The 21,669-nt window shown below is 65.2% G+C and carries 20 protein-coding genes and 1 pseudogene; 9 read left to right on the top strand and 12 right to left on the bottom strand.

The genetic code is table 11. From position 1 onward, the window contains the following. Positions 1-61 precede the first annotated feature (61 nt). On the bottom strand, positions 62-751 hold the full coding sequence (locus VE092_RS02955; RefSeq protein WP_324873684.1) for a hydrolase: 690 nt from the start codon (positions 749-751) through the stop codon (positions 62-64). A 305-nt stretch (positions 752-1,056) separates the two neighbouring features. Between VE092_RS02955 and VE092_RS02950 the strand changes: the two genes are divergently transcribed. From VE092_RS02950 to VE092_RS02925, 6 genes and pseudogenes are all read left to right on the top strand, one after another. Further along, positions 1,057-2,940: an amidohydrolase gene (locus VE092_RS02950; RefSeq protein ID WP_324873682.1), complete on the top strand. Its 1,884-nt coding sequence runs from the start codon at positions 1,057-1,059 to the stop codon at positions 2,938-2,940. Between the two features lie 2 nt (positions 2,941-2,942). Then, positions 2,943-3,365, top strand: a complete 423-nt coding sequence (locus VE092_RS02945) for a DoxX family protein (protein WP_324873680.1) — start codon at positions 2,943-2,945, stop codon at positions 3,363-3,365. Positions 3,366-3,409: 44 nt separating this feature from the next. Continuing rightward, positions 3,410-4,237 carry an alpha/beta hydrolase gene (locus VE092_RS02940; protein WP_324873678.1) on the top strand — a complete coding sequence of 276 codons (828 nt, stop codon included), beginning with the start codon at positions 3,410-3,412 and terminating at the stop codon, positions 4,235-4,237. Positions 4,238-4,242: 5 nt separating this feature from the next. Further along, positions 4,243-4,776 carry a DNA starvation/stationary phase protection protein gene (locus tag VE092_RS02935; protein ID WP_324873676.1) on the top strand — a complete coding sequence of 178 codons (534 nt, stop codon included), beginning with the start codon at positions 4,243-4,245 and terminating at the stop codon, positions 4,774-4,776. 166 nt (positions 4,777-4,942) lie between these two features. After that, positions 4,943-5,776 (top strand): AraC family transcriptional regulator, encoded by an 834-nt coding sequence (locus VE092_RS02930; protein ID WP_324873674.1) that lies wholly within the window; start codon positions 4,943-4,945, stop codon positions 5,774-5,776. 18 nt (positions 5,777-5,794) lie between these two features. Continuing rightward, positions 5,795-6,510 (top strand): annotated as a pseudogene (locus VE092_RS02925) (DNA-3-methyladenine glycosylase). A gap of 85 nt (positions 6,511-6,595) precedes the next feature. Here the strand turns inward: VE092_RS02925 and VE092_RS02920 are convergent. Beyond that, positions 6,596-7,216, bottom strand: a complete 621-nt coding sequence (locus tag VE092_RS02920) for a response regulator transcription factor (protein WP_324873672.1) — start codon at positions 7,214-7,216, stop codon at positions 6,596-6,598. A gap of 306 nt (positions 7,217-7,522) precedes the next feature. On the opposite strand from VE092_RS02920, the gene VE092_RS02915 reads away from it, so the two are divergent. Beyond that, positions 7,523-8,209, top strand: a complete 687-nt coding sequence (locus tag VE092_RS02915) for a YoaK family protein (protein WP_324873670.1) — start codon at positions 7,523-7,525, stop codon at positions 8,207-8,209. Between the two features lie 13 nt (positions 8,210-8,222). Here the strand turns inward: VE092_RS02915 and VE092_RS02910 are convergent, their stop codons facing one another. Both VE092_RS02910 and VE092_RS02905 read right to left on the bottom strand, forming a co-directional pair. Continuing rightward, positions 8,223-8,795 (bottom strand): TMEM175 family protein, encoded by a 573-nt coding sequence (locus tag VE092_RS02910; RefSeq protein ID WP_324873668.1) that lies wholly within the window; start codon positions 8,793-8,795, stop codon positions 8,223-8,225. Between the two features lie 89 nt (positions 8,796-8,884). Next, complete coding sequence (locus VE092_RS02905; RefSeq protein ID WP_324873666.1) at positions 8,885-9,544, bottom strand: HAD-IA family hydrolase; 660 nt, start codon at positions 9,542-9,544, stop codon at positions 8,885-8,887. Positions 9,545-9,782: 238 nt separating this feature from the next. On the opposite strand from VE092_RS02905, the gene VE092_RS02900 reads away from it, so the two are divergent. Beyond that, a complete protein-coding gene (locus VE092_RS02900; protein ID WP_324873664.1) occupies positions 9,783-10,883 on the top strand; it encodes a hypothetical protein in 1,101 nt (366 codons plus the stop codon). A gap of 209 nt (positions 10,884-11,092) precedes the next feature. On the opposite strand, the gene VE092_RS02895 is transcribed toward VE092_RS02900, so the two are convergent. Together VE092_RS02895 and VE092_RS02890 are read right to left on the bottom strand one after the other, a co-directional pair. Beyond that, the gene (locus VE092_RS02895) at positions 11,093-11,773 is read right to left on the bottom strand and encodes an MgtC/SapB family protein (protein ID WP_324873662.1); all 681 of its coding nucleotides are present in this window, start codon (positions 11,771-11,773) and stop codon (positions 11,093-11,095) included. 133 nt (positions 11,774-11,906) lie between these two features. Next, positions 11,907-13,208: a UDP-N-acetylglucosamine 1-carboxyvinyltransferase gene (locus VE092_RS02890; protein WP_324873660.1), complete on the bottom strand. Its 1,302-nt coding sequence runs from the start codon at positions 13,206-13,208 to the stop codon at positions 11,907-11,909. Positions 13,209-13,452: 244 nt separating this feature from the next. Between VE092_RS02890 and VE092_RS02885 the strand changes: the two genes are divergently transcribed. Further along, on the top strand, positions 13,453-14,604 hold the full coding sequence (locus VE092_RS02885; protein ID WP_324873658.1) for a serine hydrolase: 1,152 nt from the start codon (positions 13,453-13,455) through the stop codon (positions 14,602-14,604). On the opposite strand, the gene VE092_RS02880 is transcribed toward VE092_RS02885, so the two are convergent. The 6 genes from VE092_RS02880 to xylG form a co-directional block, all read right to left on the bottom strand. Beyond that, entirely contained in the window at positions 14,585-14,905 is a 321-nt protein-coding gene (locus VE092_RS02880; protein WP_324873656.1) for a hypothetical protein, read from the bottom strand. The two genes, VE092_RS02885 and VE092_RS02880, sit on opposite strands and share 20 nt — an antisense overlap. A 129-nt stretch (positions 14,906-15,034) precedes the next feature. Beyond that, entirely contained in the window at positions 15,035-15,961 is a 927-nt protein-coding gene (locus VE092_RS02875) for an amidohydrolase family protein (RefSeq protein ID WP_324873654.1), read from the bottom strand. 1 nt (position 15,962) lies between these two features. Beyond that, positions 15,963-17,747, bottom strand: a complete 1,785-nt coding sequence (locus VE092_RS02870; protein ID WP_324873652.1) for an IlvD/Edd family dehydratase — start codon at positions 17,745-17,747, stop codon at positions 15,963-15,965. A gap of 32 nt (positions 17,748-17,779) precedes the next feature. Then, positions 17,780-18,571, bottom strand: a complete 792-nt coding sequence (locus VE092_RS02865) for an SDR family oxidoreductase (RefSeq protein WP_324873650.1) — start codon at positions 18,569-18,571, stop codon at positions 17,780-17,782. Positions 18,572-18,831: 260 nt separating this feature from the next. Further along, a complete protein-coding gene (locus tag VE092_RS02860) occupies positions 18,832-19,989 on the bottom strand; it encodes a sugar ABC transporter permease (RefSeq protein ID WP_324873649.1) in 1,158 nt (385 codons plus the stop codon). A 21-nt stretch (positions 19,990-20,010) separates the two neighbouring features. Further along, a complete protein-coding gene (gene xylG / locus VE092_RS02855) occupies positions 20,011-21,570 on the bottom strand; it encodes a D-xylose ABC transporter ATP-binding protein (protein ID WP_324873647.1) in 1,560 nt (519 codons plus the stop codon). Between the last annotated feature and the right edge of the window lie 99 nt (positions 21,571-21,669).

The following is a 21,669-nucleotide window of genomic DNA, read 5'->3' as shown; positions in this document are numbered from 1 at the left end:
TCGCGCCGCCGCGCCCCGGCCCGTGGAGGGGCCGGCACGACGGCGGCGAGGACGGATCGTCTTACTTGGCCGGAACCGGTGCCAGGATCTTCTGGTTGCCGTGCGGGCGCTGCTCGGCCTTGTGCACCATGGTGTAGGCATAGTCCACGCCCATGCCGTAGGCACCGGAGTGCTCGCGCACGATGTCCATGACGGCGGTGTAGGTTTCCTTGCGGGCCCAGTCACGCTGCCATTCCAGCATCACCTGCTGCCAGGTGACGGGGATCACGCCAGCCTGGATCATGCGCTGCATGGCGTAGTCGTGGGCTTCCTTGGAGGTGCCGCCGGAGGCGTCGGCCACCATGTAGATTTCATAGTCGCCTTCGGCCATGGCGCACAGGGCGAAGCTGTTGTTGCAGACTTCGGTCCACAGGCCGGCCACGACCACCTTCTTCTTGCCGTTGGCCTTGAGGGCGTCGCGCACCTTCTGGTCATCCCAGGAGTTCATCGAGGTGCGTTCCAGCACGTTGTGCTCGGGGAACACCGACAGCAGTTCCGGATAGGTGTAGCCGGAGAAACCTTCGGTTTCGACGGTGGTGATGATGGTGGGGATGTTGAACACCTTGGCCGACTTGGCCAGGGCGACGACATTGTTCTTGAGGACCTGACGGTCCATCGATTGCACGCCGAAAGCCATTTGCGGCTGTTGGTCGATGATGATGAGCTGGCTGTTTTGCGGGGTCAGCACTTCGAGTTTGGAATTGATGGTCATGATGATTCCGTAGGTGGGTAATGTGTGGAGGAGTGTGGTGGCCCGGCGGCGGGGAGACGCGGCGCGGGCCACGCGGGCAGCCGGGAGTGAGGCTGCCGGAGGCGATCATAGGCAAGAGGGCGTGGCGCTGCCATTATCTTTTCGTATAGCTAGACGCTGGCACGGCGTTTTTGCACACTGCCAGCACCAATAAAAGCGCATGGGACGACCGGCACGCGAGCCTCTTCACCACATCCGCGTCGGCGTCGATATGCGCGATTCGCCACCTTCACTCTCCATCGTCCCTGTCTATGTCCGGAGCCTCCATGACGACCGCAGCCAGCGTTACCCCCGATCTGATCCTGTTGAACGGCAAGATCCATACCGTCGACAAGCAAAACCCCATCGCCGAGGCCGTCGCCATCGGTGGTGGCAAATTCCTCGAAGTCGGCAGCGCCGCCGACGTGATGCGTCTAAAGCAGGCCCAGACCAAGGTCATCGACCTGGGCGGACGTACCGTCATCCCCGGCCTGAACGACTCCCACCTGCATTTGATCCGCGGTGGCCTGAACTACAACCTGGAACTGCGCTGGGAAGGCGTGCCCTCGCTGGCCGATGCGCTGCGCATGCTGAAGGACCAGGCGGCGCGCACCCCGCATCCGCAATGGGTACGCGTGGTGGGTGGCTGGACCGAGTTCCAGTTCGCCGAGAAGCGCATGCCTACCCTGGAGGAATTGAACGCCGCTGCACCCGATACCCCGGTCTTCGTGCTGCACCTGTACGACCGTGCGCTGCTCAACCGCGCTGCGCTGCAGGCAGTCGGCTATACCAAGGACACCCCCAATCCGCCGGGTGGCGAGATCGTGCGCGATGCCTCGGGCAATCCGACCGGCATGCTGATCGCTCGTCCCAATGCCATGATCCTGTACGCCACCCTGGCCAAGGGCCCGACCCTGCCGCAGGAATACCAGGTCAACTCCACCCGTCAGTTCATGCGCGAACTGAACCGTCTGGGCGTGACCAGCGCCATCGACGCCGGCGGCGGCTTCCAGAACTACCCCGATGATTACCAGATCATCAACAAGCTGGCCGCCGATGGTCAGTTGACCATCCGCATCGCCTACAACCTCTTTACCCAGAGCAAGGGCGCCGAGCTGGCGGACTTCCAGAAATGGACCGGCATGGTCAAGCCGGGTGACGGCGACGATTTCCTGCGCCATAACGGCGCCGGCGAAATGCTGGTGTTCTCGGCGGCCGACTTCGAGGACTTCCTGGAGCCGCGCCCTGACCTGGCCGATGGCATGGAAGAAGAACTGGAGCGGGTGGTGCGCCATCTGGTCTCCAACCGCTGGCCGTTCCGCCTGCACGCCACCTACGACGAGTCGATCTCGCGAATGCTGGACGTGTTCGAGAAGGTCAACCGCGACATCCCCTTCGATGGCCTGCACTGGATGTTCGACCATGCCGAGACCATCACCGAGCGCAACATCGAGCGCGTCAAGGCGCTGGGCGGCGGCATTGCCATCCAGCACCGCATGGCCTTCCAGGGCGAATACTTCATCGACCGCTATGGCGTGGAGGCGGCCGAGCATACTCCGCCGATCGCCAAGATGCTGGAAATGGGCGTGCCGGTCGGCGCCGGCACCGATGCCACCCGCGTGGCCAGCTACAACCCCTGGACCGCGCTGTACTGGCTGGTGTCCGGCCGTACCGTCGGTGGCGCCAAGCTGTACGGCGCAGCGGGCCGCCTGCCGCGCGAGACCGCGCTGGAACTGTGGACCGCCGGCAGCGCCTGGTTCTCCAGCGAACAGGCCAAGAAGGGTCGCATCCAGGCCGGCCAGCTGGCTGACCTGGCGGTGCTGTCGGCCGACTTCTTCAGCGTGCATGAAGACGAGATCAAGAGCATCGAATCGGTGATGACCGTGGTCGATGGCAAGGTGGTCTATGGGACCGGGGCATTTTCCTCGCATGGCCCGGGCGAGATCCCGGTGTTGCCGGAATGGTCGCCGGTGGCCAAGGTGCCGGGTCACTACCGCGCCGTCGCCAAGACCGATGCCGCCCGCCAGAAGAAGGCGACCCTGCCGCACGCCTGCGTCGGCTCCTGCGGTGTGCATGGTCACTCCCACGATGTGGCGCGCAAGTCCAGCGTCCCGGTCTCCAACTTCGCCGGCTTCTGGGGCGCGTTGGGTTGCAGCTGCTTCGCGTTCTGATCATGCAGGCGCGCCAAACTCCCCACCGGCAGGGTTTGCCGGTTCCGCCCCTGGACCTGGGCCTGCTGTTCCTGCGTCTGGCGGGCAGTTTCATGCTGTTCTACGTGCATGGCCTGCCCAAGCTGCTGCATTACGCCCATGAGCTGAGCGTGATCGAAGATCCCTTCGGCATGGGACCGACCGTCTCGCTGTGGGCGGCCATCTTCGCCGAAGCGCTCTGTCCCATCCTGATCGTACTGGGCATCTTCACCCGCCTGGCCTGCCTGCCCATCATCGGCGTGCTGCTTGTGGCGATGCTGGCAGTCCACCCCGGCTGGAGCATCGCCGAAGGCCAGTTCGGCTGGCTGCTGCTGGTGATCTTCACTTCCATCGCGCTGTGCGGCCCCGGCCAGTGGCGCCTGGGACGCGGCATCGCCCAATCGTAGGCAGCCTTTTTTCTCCACCTCACACCTCACCAAGGAGCATACCCATGAGCACCATCACCACCCGCGACGGCACCGAAATCTATTACAAGGACTGGGGCAGTGGTCAACCCGTCGTGTTCGGCCATGGCTGGCCGCTGGACGGCGACATGTGGGAGTACCAGATGAACTTCCTGGCCGAACGCGGTTTCCGCGTGATCGCCTATGACCGCCGTGGCTTCGGTCGTTCCAGCCAGCCCTGGAGCGGCTACAACTACGACACCTTCGCCGACGACCTGGCCCAGCTGATGGATCATCTGGACCTGCAGGGCGCGACCCTGGTGGGCTTCTCCATGGGCGGCGGCGATGTCGCCCGCTATATCGGCCGCCATGGCACCAAGCGCGTGGCCAAGGCCGCCCTGCTGGGCGCGGTCACCCCGATCTTCGGCCAGGCGCCGGATTTCCCCCAGGGCGTGCCGGCCGAAGTGTTCGCCGGCATCCAGGCCGGTCTGTTGAAGGACCGCGCACAATTCATCAGCGACTTCGCCGCCGTCTTCTTCGGCACCAATCGTCCGGGCAAGGCTGACGCCGTCAGCCCGGGCGTGCTGGCACAGACCTTCAATATCGCCATGCTGGCTTCGCTCAAGGGCACGCTGGACTGCGTGACGGCCTTCTCGGGCACCGACTTCCGCGAAGACATCAAGAAGTTCAACTTCCCGACCCTGGTGATCCACGGTGACGACGACCAGATCGTGCCCTTCGCCACTACCGGCAAGCTGGTGGCCGAGATGGTGCCGGGCGCGCAACTGAAGATCTACAGCGGCGCCCCGCACGCCCTGTGCGCCACCCACAAGGACCAGATCAACGAAGACCTGCTGGCCTTCCTGAAGGGATAAGCACCATGAGCCTGGACGCCAAGCAACGCCAGCAACTGGAACAGCGCCGCCTGGCGCCGCTGGCCACTCCGGCGCTGCTCTCCGAGCAGGCCAGCCGGGAAATCGGCGGCGCGCTGACCATGCTGCTGGCCGATATCTTCGCCCTGTATCTGAAGACGAAGAATTTCCACTGGCACATGTCGGGGCCGCACTTCCGCGACTACCACCTGCTGCTGGACGACCAGTCCCAGCAGATCATCGCCATCACCGATGCGGTGGCCGAGCGGGTACGCAAGATCGGCGGCACCACCTTGCGTTCCACCGGGCATATCGGCAAGCTGCAACGGCTGGCCGATAACGATGCCGATTTCGTCACGCCGTCCGACATGCTGGCCGAACTGCGCGAGGACAATCTGCGCCTGGTCGGTTTCATGATGGCCACCCACGAACTGTGCGACGAGCATGGCGATGTGGCCAGTGCCAGCCTGCTGGAGAACTGGATCGACGAGGCCGAGCAGCGGGCCTGGTTCCTGTTCGAATCGGGACGTACTTCGCTCTGAATCCGGCAGGATCAGAGCAGCGATGGGCAGGACCTGCGGGTCCTGCCCATTTGCGTTTTTTGTTAAAGTAGGCCTTCGTTGCTTCGCGCAGCCCACCGTCCGCTCGAACCCGCCTGGAAGAATGACGATGTCACACGCCCCATCCCGTCTCATGAAGCGCATCCGGATGCAAGACGACATCGCCCTGGTTCGTGCCGCCCAGGCGCCCTCGGCACTGTCCTCCCCGGCGCCGCCGCCGGTCATCGATATCCCCACCGAAGATGCCTTTTCGGTCATCGTGCAGCTGCAGGATTTCCGTCATCACAAGCTCTGGCGCGGCCAGCGCCTGGTGCATAGCGGCGGTCACCGGCATGGCGACATGGCCATCACCGACCTGCGCGAGCAGTGGCGCTGCCAGCATCTCTCGGATTACGACAATGTACGCCTGCAACTGCCACGCGCCACCATCGAACAGTTGAGCGACGAGGGCGGGCGGCGTATCGGCGGACTGCGGCAGGTGCAGACCATCCGCGATCCGGTGGTCTGGCATCTGCTGCACGCCATGCTGCCGGCGCTGAACGGAGCGGCCAACGATAGCGATACGGTCTTCCTCGATACCGTCACCATGGCCCTGCATACCCACCTGGCGCAACGCTATGGCGGCCAGCCGGTGGCGCGCGGCGGCGGTGGCGGGCGCCTGGCCAGCTGGCAACAGTTGCGCGCGCGCGAGTACATGCTGTCGCACCTGTCGCAGCGCCTGACCCTGGCCGAGATCGCCAGCCAGTGCGGCCTGTCTCGGGCGCACTTTGCGCGCGCCTTCAAGCACAGCTTCGGCCTGCCACCGCATGCCTGGCTGCAGCAGCAGCGCGTGGAACTGGCCTGTCGTCTGCTGCGCGAGGGTGAAAAAGGCATGACCGCCATCGCCCTGGAATGCGGCTTTTCCGACCAGAGCCATTTCAGCCGGGTCTTCAAGCAGATCAAGGGCATGGGGCCGGCGGCCTGGATGCGGATGTCACCCTAGCCGCCAGCGCCGGTCCGCATGAACCAGCCCTTGCCACTCCGCTTCCACCCGCTGCCGACCTCCTTCTTCGACCAGGACAGCCCGGTGCTTGCGCGCGCCCTGGTCGGCAAGGTCCTGCGTCGTCGCTGGCGCGGGCAGTGGCTCTCGGCGCGCATCATCGAGACCGAGGCCTATCGCCTCGATGACCGCGGCAGCCACGCATCGCTGGGCTATACCCACAAGCGCCGTGCCTTGTTCATGGAGGGAGGCACCATCTACATGTACTACGCCCGTGGTGGCGATTCGTTCAACATCAGCGCGCGCGGCCCGGGCAATGCCGTGCTGATCAAATCCGGTTTCCCCTGGATCGATGCGCTGGCGGGCCCGCAGGCCCTGGCGATCATGCAGCAGGAAACCCGGACGCCGCCGGTATGCCGCGGCCGCCCGAGCGGCTGTGTGCCGGCCAGACCCTGCTGTGCCGGTCGCTGGCGCTGAAGGTGCCGGACTGGGATGCGCGGGAATTCGATCCGGACGAGCTGTTCGTCGACGATGTCGGCGCGGCGCCGGCCCTGCTGATCCAGACCACCCGGCTGGGGATTCCCATCGGACGCGATGAGCACCTTCCCTACCGTTACGTCGATCCGGCCTATGCGCGCCACTGCACCCGCAATCCCCTGCGCCGCGGACAGAGCGCGCCGGAGCATTATCGGTGGGTCGATCAGGAAGGAAACCCGGTCTCCGGTCAGGCGCCCTGAGGGAAGGGGGCGGTGTGGCACCGTAGGGCTGTACGCCGCATGACTGGAGCATGCTGTTGCCCAGGAGGCTGCCCCTTCGTTCTGTTCAGCGCTGCCGGGCCGAATGGATCTGCAGACGTTCTGCGGCCCGGACCAGGTCGGCCAGGGTCTTGGTCTGCATCTTGTCCATCACGCGGCGCTTGTGGACCTTGACGGTGATCTCGCTGATGCCCAGCTCGGTGGCGATCTGCTTGTTGAGCAGGCCGCCGATGGCCAGCTCCAGCACTTCGCGCTCGCGCGGGGTGAGGGTTTCCAGGCGCGAGGCGCTGGCCGCGTGCTCGGCCCGCAGGTGGCGCTGGCGCTCGGCAATGGTCAGCGCATCCCTGACCGCGTTGAGCAGGCGTTCGTCTTCGATGGGCTTGGTCAGGAATTCATGCGCGCCCGCCTTCATGGCCATGACCGTGGCGGGGATGGTGCCGTAGCCGGAGATGAAGATGACGGGAATGGCGTCGCCGCGCTGTTCCAGCCGGCGCACCACCTCGAAGCCGTCGGAACCAGGCATCTTCATGTCCAGCAGCAGGCAGCAGGGCGTGTCCGGCAACGGCGTGCACAGAAACTCGTCGGCCGCGGCAAAGCCGCGTGCGCTCAGGCCGGCCGAGGCCAGCAGCCGCAGCAGGGCATTCCTGACCATGCCATCATCGTCGAGGACAAATACGGTACTTTCCATGGTGACATCCGTCCTGCCTGGTTGCGAGAATCTGTGCGACAGAGCAGGGTGGACCACGCGGATCGCGGGCGCCCCGGGCCATGCTGTGCAGTAACGTCTATCATCTGCATTCAGCCCGGATTTGGATTGTACAAATGTGCTGTTTTTTGTAGAAAATGCCTTTGTCACATCGTTGAGGCCCGGCTTCTGATGTTTTTGACAAGTATTCCGGAGCGCCCAGCTATCCCCAGAGATAATGGGCGCGCGCCGGCGGCGATGCTATGGTGTGCGGCCATCCTCAGACTTCCATCTTCAGCGAGACGCTCCATGAATGTCGCACAACGCAACCGCCTGCAGTCCTCCGGGCTGGCCTTTCTCGCCGCCTACGTCGATACCCTGGGCTTCATCGCCCTGTTCGGCCTGTTCACCGCCCATGTCACCGGCAACTTCATCCTCATCGGTGCGGCGCTGGCCGATACCTCGCAGATGTCCATCCTGCTCAAGTTCCTGGCCTTTCCGGCCTTCATCGTCGGAGTGGCGGTGGCGCGCCTGTTGATTGCCGCCATCCAGCGTCGCAACGGCCGTGCACTGGGCTGGTCGCTGGTGCTGCAACTGCTGCTGCTGATCGGCTTCATGGTGTGCGGTCTGGCCGCCGTTCCGGTGCATTCGCCCACGGCGGGCTACGTGATGGCAGCGGGGCTGCTGGGCACCGCCTCGATGGGTGTGCACAGCGCCATCAGCCGCCTGCTGCTGTCGCACCTGGCGCCGACTTCCCTGATGACCGGCAATGTGACCCAGGTGGTGATCGATGTGGTGGACATGCTGCGGGGCGCGGCCGATGCCGGCACCACCGAGCGCTGTGTCAAGTTCGTCTGGCCGGTGCTGTCCTTCGGCGTGGGTGCCATTGCCGCCGCCTTTGCCTATCACGCCATCGGTTTTGCCGGACTGATGGTGCCGGTGCTGATCCTGGTGGCGCTGATCGTGCGCGAATTCGGCCAGCCGCAAGCCAGCTGAGCCGGCGCCGGCCTCAGTGCCGCGCTGTGGTACCGGGCCGGGTCGGCAACAGCCACAGCACGGCCAGGGCCGCGTAGATCACCGACGCGGCCAGCGGCGCCCACTGCGCCAGCAGGATCGCCACCGCATAGAGCAGGATGGAACTGCTGTTCTTGCGGCCCTGACCGAGGATGCGCGCCGCTTCCGGGTGGGCGCTTTCGGAGGCGCGCAGGCAGAGCTTGAGCACCAGGAAGGAAATCGAGCACATCAGCAGGATCAGCCCATACAGTGCCACCGGCGCCATGTCGCGATGATGGCCGGCGATCCAGGCAGTGGCGAAGGGCAGCAACGACAGCCAGAACAACAGGTGCAGGTTGGCCCACAGCACCCGCAGGTCGACCCGGTCGGCCAGCTGAAAGAGGTGGTGGTGGTTGGTCCAGTAGATCCCCACGTAGAGGAAGCTGAGGGCATAGCTCAGCATGGCCGGCGCCAGCGCCAGCAGGGCTTCGGGCGTGGCGGCGGCAGGCGCATGCAGCTCCAGCACCATGATGGTCAGGACAATGGCGAATACGCCGTCGCTAAAGGCTTCGAGGCGGGATTTGTTCACGGGGTCAAGGGGCTGGGGAATGATCCCGCGCACCTTAGCACCCCGTCGTGGGCGCCGACATTATCCCTTGGGATAGGCCGGTGCCGCGTTCACTGCCGGGGCGCGATCTTGTCCCACAATGCAGGGGCATCGAAATCGCGGATCACGGCATCGGCACCGGCGGCGCGCAGGCGCGCCTCGTCCAGCCCGCCCAGCATGCCGAAGGTCCAGATGCCGGCGCTGCTGGCCGCTTTCACCCCCGAGCTGGAATCCTCGAAGGCCACCGCTTGTTGTGCCGTGCCGCCCAGCAATTGCAGGCCGGTCAGGTAGGGCAGGGGATCGGGTTTGGCGCGCTCCAGCTCGTCGCCGATGACCAGGGCGTCGAAGCGCCCGTCCAGGCCGGTGGCCCGCAGCATCAGCTCGGCATTGGCCCGCGGGGCATTGGTGACGACCGCGCTGCGTCCGCCGATGCGGGCGATGTGCTCCAGCAGGCGCTCGATGCCCGCAGTGGGAGCGACCCGCTGGTCCAGCTGCGAGCGGAACAGGCTTTCCTTTTCCTCGGCCAGGGGCGTGTATTGCTCGGGCGGCATGCCGGGGAAGAGATGGCCGAAGATCATGGCATTGGACGCGCCCATGATGTGGGTCTTGTAATACTCGACATCGATGTGCCGGTCCCAGCGCGCCAGGATGGTATTGAAGGCGGCATGGTGCAGGGCATCGCTGTCCATGAGCGTGCCGTCGAGATCGAACAGGAAGGTGGTGATGGCCATAACAGTCTGCGCAGGAAGGAGCGGCCATTCTACCCAAGAGTGCGCGGCACCGCGTGGCATCCTGCCCCGCCGCTGGACTTTCGCGCATGCCTGCATGCGGTGCTCCAACTCTCCTACGACAGCTGCCGAACTCCGCCGATGGCGCTACCGCTAGCGCGCCCCTACAGTCTCTCCGTGGCAATGCCCCCGGCCCTGCGCCTCCGCAGGGATCAATCCATCAAGAAACGCGAGGAGACCCATGACCACCTCAACCATCCACTCCCTTCCCGCGGCCAGCGTCGAGGCCGTCAACAGCAACGGTTCCGGCGTCTCTTGGGGCGCCATCCTGGCCGGTGCCTTTGCCGCTGCCGCGCTGTCCTTCATCCTGGTGATGCTGGGCTTCGGCCTGGGCTTTTCCTCGATCTCGCCGTGGTCCGGTGAAGGTGTCTCGGCCAAGACCATCGGCTACTCCACGGCCGGCTGGCTGCTTTTCACGCAGATCGCGGCATCCGCCATCGGCGGTTTCCTGGCCGGTCGCCTGCGCGTGAAATGGGCCGGGCTGCACACCCGCGAGGTCTATTTCCGTGACACCGCCCATGGCCTGCTGGCCTGGGCGGTGGCCTCGCTGGCGACCGCCGCCCTGCTGGGTTCGGCCGTCGGTAGCGTCATTTCCGGCGGCGCCAAGACCCTGGGTGCGGCGGGCGGCGCCCTGGGCACCGGCGCTGCTGCCGCCACCGCCGCCATGGGCCAGGACGCCGGCCCCGATGGCCGCGGCCAGACCGCCAACCTGGCGGACCGTTTTTCGGGCTACTTCATCGATTCGATGTTCCGCACGGGGAACGCCGCTGCCGCCGGCAGCACTGCCAATGGCACTGCAGCGCCGGCCAGCCCGGCCGTGGCCGGCGATGGCAGTAATGTCACCCCCATGGCCCCGCTGGCCGCTCCCACCGCGGCCGATGGTCGTGAACTGACGCCGGCCCAGCGCATGGAGGTGGTGCGCGTGTTCGGCTATTCGCTGGCCAACGGCAAGCTGGCCGATAACGACCGCCGCTATCTGGGCCAACTGGTGGCCCGACACACGGGCATGTCGCAGGCCGATGCCGAGAAACGCGTTACCGATAGCTTCGGCGCCTACCAGCGCGCCATCGACGATGCCGGCACCAAGGCCAAGCAAGCCGCCGACGCCGCCCGCAAGGCTGCCGCCTATGCCTCGATGTGGATGTTCCTGGCCCTGCTGTGCGGTGCCTTCGTGGCCAGCCTGCTGGCGACCTACGGTGGCCGTCTGCGTGATCGCAACGAGCTGTACGGTGATGCCGTGGTGCGTCGCGAGGCCCGGCTGAGCGAACCCGAACTGCATTGAAACCGCATCGACCTTGAACCCCAATCTTGAGAGGAGACTGACATGGGCGCGATTCTGCTCTGGCTGCTGGGTATCCCCATTCCCATCATCCTGCTGCTGATCCTGTTGTTCTGACGGGCCGGCCGCAGAGGAAAGCAAGAGGGCGACCGGGTGGTCGCCCTCTTGCCTTGTGAAGGACAGACAGGGGCGTGGCGGCGCTGCCTGTCAGCTCACAGTTCGGTGTAGTCGAAGGACTTCACGCCGTCGAGCTTCAGAAATCCCTGCACGATGCGCTGGAATTCCTTTTCCGAGGTGTGCGAGAGGACGATGAACACTTCATCGCAGTCGCTGCCATCGGCTTCGCGCTTGACCACGAACTTGCTCACCCGCGCCGCCGAGCTCCCCATCAGCTGGTGCAGATGGCCGATGTTGAAGCTGTCGGCCTGGACCAGAAAGGTGATGCCACGCTTGTGCTTGTCGGCGAAATAGCGGCGTTCCAGCGGCTTGATGCCGGCCAGGATCAGCAGCACGATGGAGGTGCCGGCCACTGCCGCCACATACATCCCGCCACCGACGGCCAGGCCGATGGCGGCCACCGTCCACAGACTGGCGGCGGTGGTCAGGCCGCGGATGATCTCTCCGCGCAGCAGGATCGATCCCGCGCCCAGGAAACCGATGCCCGAGACCACCTGCGCCGCCATGCGCGAGGGATCCAGGACCACCTTGTCGGATTGCAGGATGCCGGAAAAGCCATAGGCCGAGACCAGCATGATCAGTGATGAACCCACGCACACCAGCATGTGGGTGCGCAGCCCGGCGGCCCACGACAGGCGCTCGCGCTCGATGCCGATCAGGCTGCCCAGCACTGCGGCGGCGGCCAGACGAAGGATGACGTCCGTTGCAGCGATCATGGGATCTCCTTCCGATGAGAGGGGGTAACGGGTCGGGAGGCAGATCGTCAACCGTCCCGGCAGCTTGTCGGGAACAGTCTATATTGTTTATATCATTTCTGCATTTCGGGGCGTCCGCTTTCTCTGTCCCGCCTCAGTCCTCTTCCACCCAGTCCACCACCGCGCCCAGCGAGCGCAGGTTTTCCACGAACTTGGGATGGGCGCGCCGGATCGGCAGGGCATTGCGGATTTCCGAACGCCCTTCGATGCTGGCCGCGACCATGAACAGCGCGATGGCCACGCGGATGATGTAGGGGCTTTCCACCGAGGCCGGCGACAGCGGCAGGCCGCCGAAGGTGATCAGGCGGTGCGGGTCACCCAGGAAGACGTGGGCGCCGAACTTGGACAGCTCGCTGCTCCAGCCCATGGCGCCGTCATAGATCTTGTTCCAGAACATGGTGTTGCCCTCGGCCTTGACCCCCAGCGCGATGAAGATGGGCAGCAGGTCCACCGGCAGGTAGGGCCAGGGAGCGGCCTCCACCTTGGTGAGGATATTGCTGGTGAAGGGCTTGACCACCTTGAGCGGGCCGCTCTGGCGTGTGTGCGACCAGCCGTTCTCGTGTACCACCTCCACCCCGAACTTGGCGAAGGTACGGTCGATCAGCGGGAACTGCTCCGGCGCGCTGTTGCGCACCCGCACCTGGCCACCGGTGATGGCGCCCATGGCCAGGAAGGTGGCGATCTCGTGGAAGTCTTCGTCGAACCGGAATTCGCCGCCCCCCAGTGGCTGGCCGCCGCGCACCGTCACCCGCGAGGTGCCGATGCCGTCGATCTGCACGCCCATCATCGCCATGAAGCGGCAGAATTCCTGCACATGCGGTTCCGAGGCGGCATTGGTGAGCACCGATTCGCCCTCGGCCGAGGCCGCGCACAGCACGAAATTTTCGGTAGTGGTCACCGAGGCGTAGTCCAGCCAGTGATGGTTGGACTGCATGCGCCCGGCGGTGCGGATGATGAGCGAATCGGGGCTGCTCTCCACGCGCGCGCCGAAGCGCTGGAACACTTCCACGTGCGGATCGATCTCTCGCACGCCCAGGGTGCAGCCCTTGACGTCGTTTTCCAGCCGCGCCACGCCGAAGCGCGCCAGCAGCGGCGGCACCAGCATGATGGAGGAGCGCATCTCTTCCGGCAGATGGTGGATCCTGGGGTCGAAGCAGGTATCGCGGTGGTGCAGCTCCAGGATGCCGCTGGCATAGTCCACTGCGACATCGCTGCCGAGCACGCGGAAGATCTCCAGGATCTTCTTGACGTCGGTGATTTCCGGAATGCCGATCAGGCGCAGCGGCTGGTCGGTCAGCAGGGTGGCGCAGAGGATGGGGAGGACGGCGTTCTTGTTGGCGGAAGGAATGATGTCGCCGCGCAGCGGACGGCCGCCGTGTACGATGAGATTGGACATGAAGTTTCGATGGATCTGGCTGACGAAGGCGACCGGAGCGGAGCACGCCGGCCCCGGCCTGGAATGGACAGATTATGCGCCGCCCGGTTGCAGGCAGGGAAGCAAATTCACGCGGGTGCGGTGGCTTGTCTTCTTGCTATCAGCTCCGCCACGACGGCTTCAAAGGTGAACATTGCTGCATCAACGGCCAAGTTTCCGTATCATGGCCGGTCTTGGATCAATGCTCCGACTGAGGTTTTCGACGATGTTTTGTACGCAGCAGCCCCGTTCCGCCCATGGATTTCCCCTGTTCCTGCTGATCCTGCGCCGCGCCGGCGTGCTGGCCCGGCTGCTGATGTGCAGCATACTGCTGCTGATGATGACGGTGATTTCGGGCAAGGTGAGCGAGGCCCAGGCTGCCGGTTCCAGCGCCGGCAAGCATCGCCCGGCCGCCAGTGGTGCCAAGGGCCGCAAGCGGGTGGTGCGCAAGAAGGCTGCCGCGACCACCGCGCGGGCACCGGCCCGTGCCCGCCGGCGCGGGCGGGGCGCTGCCACCGCCACGGCTGCAGCGGCCGCCGGTGCCACCGGCGCGGCCACAGCCACGGCCAACTCGCCCCAGGCCAACGCCAAGCCGGAACTGCTGGCGCGTTGCGGCTTTACCGCGGCCTCGCAGCGGCACATCTTCTCGCGCGGGGTCTACGTGCTGGACGAACAGACCAACACCCCGCTCTACGAACGCAATGCCGACACCGTGGCGCCGATCGCCTCGGTGACCAAGCTGATGACGGCCATCGTCTGGCTGGACCAGAAGACGCTGCCCATGGGCAATCGCCTGGAAGTGACCGAGGATGATCTGGATACCCTCAAGTTCACCCATTCGCGGCTCAACGTCGGCGCCAGCCTGTCGCGCGCCGACATGCTGCATATCGCACTGATGTCCTCGGAGAACCGCGCCGCCGCCGCCATGAGCCGCGATTATCCGGGCGGCCGGCCGGCCTTCATCGCCGCCATGAATGCACGCGCCCAGGCCATGGGCATGCCGCATACCCATTTCGAGAATGCCACCGGCCTGTCGCCGGACAATGTCTCGACCCCGCGCGAACTGGCCGAACTGGTCAAGGCCGCCAACCGTTACCAGCTCATCCGCAATGATTCGCTGGACAAGCAGAAGATCATCAACATCGGACGCGGCCAGCTGCAATACATCAATTCCAACCGCCTGATCCGCTATGGCCAGGTCAACGCCACGGTACAGAAAACCGGCTTCATCAACGAGTCCGGCCACAACATGGTGCTGCGCCTGCTGGTGCATGATCGCCGTCCGGTGATCGTCACCATGCTGGGCAGCGGTAGCGCCGATGGCTCGCGCCTGGATGGCGTCCGCATCGCCAAGTGGCTCAACTGCTCGCTGAACTGAGCGGGGTAGGGCCGACGACCATCGTGGCGATGCAGGTGGCCTCTGCCTTGTCGCCCAGCACCACATCCAGCTGTCCTGGTTCCTCCATGGTCTGCCTGCGGCTATGGCGATAACGCCACTGCAGGCCGTCCGGTGTCAGCGACAGCAATTCCAGGTGGCGTGAAATCGAGCGTTGCGCGATGCGTGCGCCGTCGGTGGCATGATTGATCGACGAGCGTTCGATCTGGACATAGCTCTGGTATAGCACCAGGCTGGTGATGACCAGGGAGATCGGTGCCAGCGAACTGATGGTCAGGGTCATGTTGCGCTTGAGCCGGTTGATGATGCTCTCCCGTGTTTCCTGGACCTTTCCTGCCTGTTAGCGCCTTCTTCCGGCGCAATATGGCAGCGGGTCCGGCCGTTGGCAAGGAAAAGGAAACCGGGCAAAACCTTATGACATCAGAGCATAAATTTTTGCCGAGGATTCGCCCCACAAGGCGTCCTGGTCGGTGGGAGAGAGGCGTCGGGCGGCCCATTCGCGTACCACTGCGACCACTCGTGCATAAGAGGCGGCCAGCAGACAGACCGGCCAGTCGGAACCGAACATGAGGCGCTGCGGACCGAACAGTTCCAGCGCCGTATCCAGACATTGCAGGATGTGTTCGAAGTCGCGCGTACACAGCCCGCGCAACCAGTCGGCCTCGGTCAGCAGCCCCGAGATCTTGCAGGCCACATGCGGCATGGCGGCCAGCTCGCGCAGCTCCTGGCGCCAGCGATCGAAGGCGGCACGGCCCTTGCGGAATTCCTTGAGGGCGGGCTTGCCGAGATGGTTCAGCACGATCCAGTGCTGGTCGTGATGGGCGCACAGCTGGCGCAACTGCGGCAGGTGGCGTTCATGGGCCAGCAGGTCCAGCACATAGTCGCGCTCCTGCAGCCAGCGTACCCCCTGGTTGAACTGCGGCAGGGCCAGCAGCAGTTCGGCATCATCGTCTTCCTGCATGGGATGGCGCAGCCCCAGCATCTTGCTGCGGCCCCAGTGCTCCATGCGCTCAGCCAGCATGGGCGAGCCGATATCTTCCCAGCCGATGATGCCGGCGATGCGCTGGTCGCGCCGCGCCATCTCCAGCAGGAAAGCGGTCTCGTCGCGACCGGGACGGGCCTGCACCGTGATCGACGCATGCAGCCCCTGCGCCTCCAGCAGTGGCTGGAACTGATAGGGCAGGCGGTCTTGCGCCAGCAGGTCCATGCCGGTACCGATCCACGGATAATCCTCGCAGCGGTAGCGCCAGAAATGCTGGTGCGCGTCGATACGCAGCGGCCCCTTGAGTTTTCTCACCGGGGCCGGTGGCATGCGCAGTTCACGATGCAGGGTCAGCATGTCAGTGGTTGTGCCGGGGCATGGTCTGCGCCACACCCTGGTACTTCAAGGCCAGTTCCATGCAGGCGCCGGTCTCCAGTTGACCCACCGTGCTACGGTAGATTTCCTGCCACGGCGTCTGGCTGGGCGGCACCGGCGGGATGCCTTCGCTCTTGCGACGGGCCAGTTCTTCTTCGCTGATGAGCATGTTGCATTCTCCCGTGTTGAGGTCGATGCGCACGCGATCGCCGTCGCGCAGCCAGGCCAGGCCGCCGCCGACTGCGCTCTCGGGCGAGGCGTTGAGGATGGACGGGCTGTCGGAGGTGCCCGACTGGCGCCCATCGCCCAGCGTGGGCAGGGTAGAGACGCCGCGCTTGATCAGTGCATCCGGCGGTTGCATGTTGACCACCTCGGCCGAACCCGGCCAGCCCACCGGACCGGCACCACGGATGGCCAGCAGGGTGTTGTCGTCGATGTTGAGCGCCGGGTCGTTGATGCGGGCGTGGTAGTCGTCCGAACCATCGAAGACCACGGCGCGGCATTCGAAGATGTTTTCCTGACCCGGCGTGCTGAGATAGCGCTGGCGGAAGGTCTCCGAAATGACACTGGTCTTCATGATGGCGAAGTCGAACAGGTTGCCCTTCAAGACCAGGAAGCCGGCCCGTTCACGCAGCGGCGCTTTGAAGGGGTAGATCACTTCCCGGTCGTTGGACTGGCGACCCTGCAGGTTCTCGGCCATGCTCTTGCCGGTGGCGGTGATGCGATCGGCGCGCAGCTTGCCGGCCTGCTGCAGTTCCCACATGATGGCCGGCACGCCGCCGGCGCGGTGGAATCGCTCGCCCAGGTACTTGCCGGCCGGCTGCATGTTCAGCAGCAGCGGTACGTCATAGCCGAACTTCATCCAGTCTTCCGACTGCAGATCCACGCCGGCATGGCGCGCCATGGCCATGATGTGCGGCTGGGCGTTGGTGGAGCCGCCGATGGCAGCATTGACCACGATGGCGTCGAGGAAGGCCTCGCGGGTCAGGATGGCCGAGGGGCGCAGGTCTTCGTAGGCCATGCCGACGATGCGGCGTCCCGTCTCGTAGGCCATCTGGCCGCGCTCGCGATAGGGCGCGGGAATGGCCGAGCAGCCGGTCAGCGACATGCCCAGTGCCTCGGCCATGGCGTTCATGGTGGAGGCCGTGCCCATGGTGTTGCAGTGGCCGGAGGAGGGCGCCGACGCGGCAGCGATCTCCAGGAATTTCTCGTTGTCGATGGCGCCGGCCGAGAGTTGCTTGCGGCCCTTCCAGATGGCCGCACCCGAGCCGACCAGCTCACCATCGAGCCAGCCATCCAGCATCGGGCCGCCGGACAGCACGATGGCCGGGATGTCCACCGTGGCCGCAGCCATGATCTGCGAAGGCGTGGTCTTGTCGCAGCCGGTGGTCAGCACCACCGCGTCGATCGGGTAGCCGTGCAGGATTTCGACCAGGCCCAGGTAGGCCAGGTTGCGGTCGATGGCAGCGGTGGGGCGGCGGCAGTTCTCGAAGATGGGGTGCAGCGGGAATTCCATGGGAATGCCGCCGGCATCGCGGATGCCATCGCGCACCCGTTTGGCCAGTTCCAGGTGGATGCGGTTGCAGGGACTGATGTCGCTGCCGCTCTGGGCGATGCCGATGATGGGGCGCCCCGAGCGCAATTCCTCGGCGGTAATGCCGTAGTTCATGAAGCGCTCCAGATAGAGCGCGGTCATGTCGATGTGGTCGGGATTGTCGAACCAGTCCTGGGAGCGGAAGCGACGGGGTGTGGCAGATGGCTTGTTCATGGATTCCTCTTGGCCCGTGGGCGATTGGGGGGTTACGCGCCCAGCCAGCCCGCATCGACGTAGTATTCGCGGCCGGTGCACTTGGCTGCGCTGTCGGAAGACAGGAACAGCGCCAGGGCAGCGACATCGTGCGGATCGACGCGGGTGGGCAGGCATTGCGCAGCCAGGATTTTCGCCTCTTCTTCGGGTGTGTGCCAGAGCAGGGTCTGGCGCGGGGTACGGATGGCACCGGGAATGATGGCGTTGACCCGTACGCCGTCGCGGCCGAAATCGCGCGCCATGCCGTGCGTCATGCCCTCGATACCGGCCTTGGCGGTCATGTACAGGGTCAGGTCGGGCAGGCCCAGATGCCAGGAAATGGAGCCGAAATTGAGGATCACGCCGGCATGCTGCGCCCGCATGCCCGGCAACACCGCCTGGGCGCAGAAGAACTGGTGGCGCAGGTTGACGGCGATGCGCTCGTCCCAGTAGGCCGGGGTGACCTCGGCGGTCTTGTGGCGATCATCGTTGGCGGCGTTGTTGATGAGGATGTCCACGGTACCAGCCGCGGCGATGACCTCGGCGAAGGTGGCGCGCAGGGCATCCAGGTCCATCAGGTTGCAGCGGAAGAAGCGCGGCGGCACGGGTTGCTGCTGCAAGGAGGCCACCAGCGCCTCGGAAGGTGCGCTGGCGATATCCAGGAAGAACACCTGCGCACCCTGGGCGACGAAGGCTTCCACCAGCGCCGCGCCGATGCCGCTGCCGCCGCCGGTGATGACGACCCGCTTGCCGGCGAGGCTGCGGTAGAGCGCGTGTTCGAAAGTGGGGGCGGTGGCTGCGGTCATGCTTGATAACTCCAGTAGGTAGGACGGGCCGCTGATGCGGCGCGTAAAAAATTTAGTCTGATTTAGTCTGAATATCCGAAGAGCTGCATCGCTCCATCTCTTCCCGTTCCGACTGAGTAGGCCCGCGAGGGCCGTATCGAAGGCGCTGGGAACGCTGCGCTCCTTCCTCAAAGCAGGGAACGCCTTCGATACGCGGCTGCGCCGCTACTCAGTCCGAACGGTAGTCGTAGTGTGCTGCCGTCCTTTGTTGCCTTCGTTGATCAGCGGCCCGAACGGGTGCTCACGTCCACCCACACGGCCAGCACCAGGATGCTGCCCTTGACGATCATCTGCCAGTAGGTGCCCACGTCCAGCATGGACATGCCATTGTCGAGGCTGGCCATCACCAGTGCGCCGATCAGGGCGCCATAGATGGTGCCGGAGCCGCCGCGCATGGAGGTGCCGCCGATGAAGCAGGCGGCGATGGCGTCCAGCTCACCCATGTTGCCGGCCGAGGGCGAGCCGGCAGCCAGGCGGGCGGTATTGACCAGGCCAGCCAGCGCGCACATCACACCCATGATGCCGAACACCCACAGCTTGACGGCCTGCACGTTCACGCCCGACAGACGGGTGGCTTCCATGTTGCTGCCCACCGAATAGATGCGGCGGCCGAACACGGTCTGCGTGCTCACATAGCTGAACAGGCCCAGCAGCGCCAGCAACAGCAGCACCGGCACCGGGATGCCGTCATAGCTGTTGAGCGTACGCACGAAGGCCAGCAGCACCGCGCCGATGACCACCACCTTCAGGCCGTCGCGCCACAGTGCCGTCAGCGGCAGGCCATGACGGCTGCGGTTGACCCGGCTCATCCAGGTCAGCGCCAGCGCCAGCACGAACAGCGCCACACCCAGCGCCACGCCCATCTGCGGCGGCAGGTAGCCCTGGCCGAGGTAGACCATGTTGTCCGACACCGGGGCGATGGTCAGCCCACCGGTGATCCCCAGCAGGATGCCGCGAAAGGCCAGCATGCCGCCCAGGCCGACGATGAAGGAGGGGATGCCCAGGTAGGCTGTCAGGTAGCCGTTCAACAGCCCCAGCGCCAGGCCGAAGCCCAGTGCCAGCACCAGGTTCAGCGCCAGCGGCAGATGGTGGCTCACATCCAGCAGCGCGGCGATGCCGCCCAGCAGGCCCAGCAGTGAACCGACCGAGAGATCGATCTCGCCGGCGATGATCACCAGCACCATGCCGCAGGCCAGGATGCCGGTCACCGACATCTGGCGCAGCAGGTTGGAGAGATTGCGCGGGGTCAGGAAGCCGCCGTCGGTCATGAAGCTGAAGAAGCCCCAGATGATGGCGATGGCGATCAAGAGCGCAATGATCTTGTAACGCCGGAATACCTGCTTGAGGTCGGCCATGCTGGCCAGATTGCTTGAAGTCATACCGGATTCACCTTGTGTTCTTTATCGTCCTGCAGCCGCTTGCGTCATCGCTTGCGGGACAGGTTGGTTGATCGCTGCGGCCAGCACCGTTTCCTGGCTCAGGTTGTCGTTGACGAAGTCGCCGCGCAGGCGGCCCTCGCCGATCACCAGGACGCGGTCCGACACGCCCAGTACCTCGGCCAGTTCGGAAGAGACCATGATGATGGCCAACCCGGCCTTGGCCAGTTCCGAGATCAGGCGGTAGATCTCGGCCTTGGCGCCGACGTCCACGCCACGCGTGGGCTCATCCAGGATCAGTACCTTGGGCCGCGCCAGCAGCATCTTGGCCAGCACCGCTTTCTGCTGGTTGCCGCCGGACAGGCTGGTGATGGGCAGGAAGGGCGTAGCGGTCTTGACCCGCATGCGGCCGATCTCGTCCTGGATGGTCTTCAGTTCGGCGCTGCCATCGATGCGGCTGCCGCGCGAAAAGCGCTTGAGCACGGTCAGGGTGATGTTCTGGCCGACATCCAGATCGGGCACGATGCCATGGTGCTTGCGGTCTTCCGGCACCATGCACAGGCCCTGGCGGATGGACTTGAGGGGCGAGCCGGTATCGGCGGGCTTGTCTTCCAGCAGGACCTGGCCTTCGTGGCGTCCGCGATAGGCGCCGAAGATGGCCGACACCAGTTCGGTGCGGCCGGCGCCGACCAGGCCGGCGATGCCCAGGATCTCGCCACGGCGTACCGAGAACGAGACGTCGTCCACGCGCTTGCGGCGCGGGTTGTCGATGTCGTAGCAGGTGATGTGGCGCGCCTCCAGCACCACCTCGCCGATGGCATGGTTGCGCTCCGGGTACATGGCGGTGATTTCACGGCCGACCATCTGGGTGATGATCTTGTCCACATCCATGTCCTGCATGGGGGTGGTGGCGATGTGCCTGCCGTCGCGGATGACCGAGATCGTGTCGCACACTTCGGCCACCTCGTCCAGCTTGTGGGAGATGTAGACGCAGGCCACGCCACGGGCCTTGAGGTCCTTGATGATCTTGAGCAGCACCGCGATCTCGGAGGCGGTCAGCGAGGACGAGGGTTCGTCCAGGATCAGCAAGCGCGCATCCTTGTTGAGCGCCTTGGCGATCTCCACCAGCTGCTGATGGCCGCCGCCGTATTGCGAGACCGGTAGGGCCACGTTGATGTCGGGCATGTTCAGCTCACGCATCAGTTCCTCGGCGCGGCGATACATGGCAGGGTAGTTCATGCGGCCACCGGGCAGGGTGATCTCGTGGCCCATGAAGATGTTTTCGGCTACCGACAGTTCCGGCACCAGCATCAGTTCCTGGTGGATGATGACGATGCCCGCCGCTTCGGTATCGCGCACCGAGTGCGCCTGCAGCGGCTTGCCATCCCACAGGATTTCACCATCCCAGGTGCCATGGGGGTAGACGCCGGAGAGAATCTTCATCAGCGTCGACTTGCCCGCGCCGTTCTCGCCGCACAGGCCCACGCATTCGCCGGGCCGGATCTGGATGTCGATGCCGTCGAGGGCGCGCACACCGCCAAAGCTCTTGACGATGCCTTTCATTTCTAACAGATACTCGGACATGCCTGTTCTTTCCAAGAAGCCTCTGGAATCCGCACCCACCGGCCGTGCGGCAGGCGCGGAGGGCGATGCCGGCCGCCACCAGGGCCGCCGGCATGCGTC

It is taken from the genome of Herbaspirillum sp. (assembly GCF_035644555.1).
In the GTDB taxonomy this organism is placed as follows: domain Bacteria; phylum Pseudomonadota; class Gammaproteobacteria; order Burkholderiales; family Burkholderiaceae_D; genus Herbaspirillum.
This window is presented reverse-complemented; position numbering and strand designations above follow the sequence as displayed.